The sequence below is a fragment of the Flavobacterium sp. genome, assembly GCF_003525665.1.
Lineage (GTDB): Bacteria > Bacteroidota > Bacteroidia > Flavobacteriales > Flavobacteriaceae > Flavobacterium.
Map to the genome: position 1 here is coordinate 4,517 of NZ_DQDX01000198.1, position 2,864 is coordinate 7,380.

3 protein-coding genes and 1 pseudogene are annotated in these 2,864 nt (G+C 31.6%); 2 read left to right on the forward strand and 2 right to left on the reverse strand.

The annotated features are described in order from the left end of the window. Nucleotides 1–119: 119 nt before the first annotated feature. Nucleotides 120–551 (reverse strand): MarR family winged helix-turn-helix transcriptional regulator, encoded by a 432-nt coding sequence (locus tag DIU01_RS14010; RefSeq protein WP_290835495.1) that lies wholly within the window; start codon nt 549–551, stop codon nt 120–122. A gap of 146 nt (nt 552–697) precedes the next feature. Then, a complete protein-coding gene (locus DIU01_RS14015; protein WP_290835497.1) occupies nt 698–1,552 on the reverse strand; it encodes an MBL fold metallo-hydrolase in 855 nt (284 codons plus the stop codon). A 219-nt stretch (nt 1,553–1,771) separates the two neighbouring features. Between DIU01_RS14015 and DIU01_RS14020 the strand changes: the two genes are divergently transcribed. Together DIU01_RS14020 and DIU01_RS14025 are read left to right on the forward strand one after the other, a co-directional pair. Continuing rightward, nucleotides 1,772–2,101, forward strand: a complete 330-nt coding sequence (locus DIU01_RS14020; protein WP_290835499.1) for an iron-sulfur cluster assembly accessory protein — start codon at nt 1,772–1,774, stop codon at nt 2,099–2,101. 6 nt (nt 2,102–2,107) lie between these two features. After that, nucleotides 2,108–2,864 (forward strand): annotated as a pseudogene (locus DIU01_RS14025) (Fe-S cluster assembly protein SufB); the annotation flags it as partial.

The following is a 2,864-nucleotide window of genomic DNA, read 5'->3' on the forward strand; positions in this document are numbered from 1 at the left end:
ATTTTGAAATGGTTTCTTAACTTTATTTTATAAATTTATTAAGCCCAAAACAAAAATTTTGATAGTAGTGATTATGACAACGGTCAACCAAAGTATTATTTTTATCATGATTTTTAGGTTTAATGTTTACAGTTTTTGGTTATTTTTTTTAATGTCTCGTTTAAGATTTTGATATCATTTTCTGTTATTCCTTCAAGTGCTTTTTCTCTATTTTGCAAAACAATTGAATGTGTTTTTGCAAGAATTTTTTCACCATTTGAAGAGATTTTTAGGTTAGATTTTCTTCTATCGTTTAAATTTATTTCACGTTCAACAAACTCCGATTTTACTAGCAAATCTATAATTCTTGTAATCGATGCGGTGTCTTTAAAAACCGTTTCAGCAAGTTCTTGCTGCGTTGCGTTTGGATTTTCTTTCAAACTTTTTAAAACAAGCCATTGATCAATCGTGATTTTTAAATCGTGTGATTTTATTTCCTTCTGAGCATACATTCTGTAGGTTTTGATGGCTTGCTCAATGTTGTAAAAAATTACATTGTTTAAATTTTCCATGGAATATATTTTAAACAAACTTAAAAATGTTTTATCAAATATTGATATATCAATTAAAAGTTTAACAATAAATTAGAATTTTATAAAAAATAAAAAAGTGCAAAATCGATAATGATAATGCACTTAAAATGAGGTTTTTATTGAATTTAAAAAATTTCGTCACACTTGAAAACTTCCTTTAATCGGATGCCTTTATCTGTTTTTTCTACTGTGATTATTTCGTTATGAGCATCGTGTTCTAAAACTAAATAGAAATTATTCTCAGCACAATTTTCTAAAAACTTAGATTTCTCTGGCATCGTTAAAAGTGGTCGCGTGTCGTATCCCATAACATACGGCAAAGGTAAATGTCCTGCAGTCGGAATTAAATCAGCGCAAAAAACGATGGTTTTATCTTGGTATTGAATGTGTGGAATCATCATTTTTTCGGTATGTCCATCAACATAAAAAATATCAAATCCCAAATCAGAAATTCCAAAATCAGACTCAGGTCTTTTGATAAAATTCAATTGACCACTTTCTTGCATTGGCAAAATATTTTCAGATAAAAATGACGCTTTTTCTCTCAAATTTGGTTTGGTTGCCCATTCCCAATGATTTTCGTTGGTCCAAAATTTCGCATTTTTAAAAGCTACTTCGTAACCGGTTTTGTCTTTATTCCAATTGACACTTCCGCCACAATGATCAAAATGTAGATGCGTCATGAAAACGTCAGTGACATCATCTCTGTGAAAACCATATTTTGCTAATGATTTATCTAAGGAATGATTTCCCCAAAGTGAATAATAACTAAAGAATTTCTCCGATTGCTTGTCGCCCATTCCAGTGTCAATCAAAATCAGTCGGTTTCCATCTTCAATTAACAAACATCTTGCTGCAATATCAATAAGATTATTTTCGTCTGCAGGATTGGTTTTATTCCAAATAGTTTTTGGTACAACGCCAAACATTGCGCCACCATCAAGTTTAAAATTTCCAGCTTCAATTGGGTAGAGTTTCATTGTTTTTATGAATTAAAAAGGTGCAATTTACTAAATAGGTTGCTTTGATTCATGTTAAAATCATTTTTTTCTATTCTATTATTCGTTATAAAAATGTTAGTAATTATGTAAAAAACGAAATATGACGTATCTTTGCAGTTAATTTAGACAAAATCAAAATAGTAAACACTCTTTTTTGTTCTGTCTAATTTTAAATAAAACGCTAATAATTAAAAAGTTATGATAAAAGTATCTGATGACGCAAGTAAAAAAATCGTTGCTATGATGCAGGAAGACGGTTTTGACGCTGCCCAAGATTACGTTCGAGTAGGCGTAAAAAGTGGTGGTTGCTCAGGTTTGTCATATGAATTAAAATTTGACAAAGAACTGGGTGAAAACGACAAAGTTTTTGAAGATAATAATGTAAAAATAGCCGTAGAAAAGAAATCATTCTTGTATTTAGCAGGAACAGTTTTAGAATTTTCTGGCGGATTGAATGGAAAAGGATTTGTATTTAATAATCCAAATGCAAGTAGAACTTGTGGTTGCGGCGAATCATTTTCGTTATAAAATACTATGGCAAAATATACTGAAGACGACTTAAAAGTCGAATTAGAAAACAAAGAATACGAATACGGATTCTACACTGAATTGGATTCGGAAACGTTTCCTATTGGATTAAATGAAGATATTGTTCGTGCGATTTCTAAAAAGAAAGAAGAACCACAATGGATGACCGATTGGCGTATTGAAGCTTTTCGTGCATGGCAAGAAATGGTGGAACCAGAATGGGCAAATGTTCATTATGATAAACCAGATTTTCAAGCTATTTCGTATTATTCGGCTCCTAAAAAAGCAGATCCAAACAAAACACTTGATGATGTAGACCCAGACCTTTTAGAAATGTATAAAAAGTTGGGAATTTCTATCGACGAGCAGAAAATGATGAACAATGTCGCAATGGATATTGTAGTCGATTCAGTTTCCGTAGCAACTACTTTCAAGAAAACTTTGGCTGAAAAAGGTATTATTTTCATGAGTATTTCTGAAGCAATTCGTGAATATCCAGAATTAGTTCAGAAATATTTAGGAACGGTTGTACCTCAAAGAGATAATTTTTATGCAGCTTTAAATTCGGCTGTTTTCTCTGACGGAAGTTTCTGTTATATTCCAAAAGGTGTGAAATGTCCAATGGAATTATCAACGTATTTCCGCATCAATCAAGCTGGAACAGGACAATTTGAAAGAACACTTTTAATTGCCGATGAAGGAAGTTATGTTTCGTATCTTGAAGGTTGTACTGCGCCAAGTCGTGATGAAAATCAATTGCACG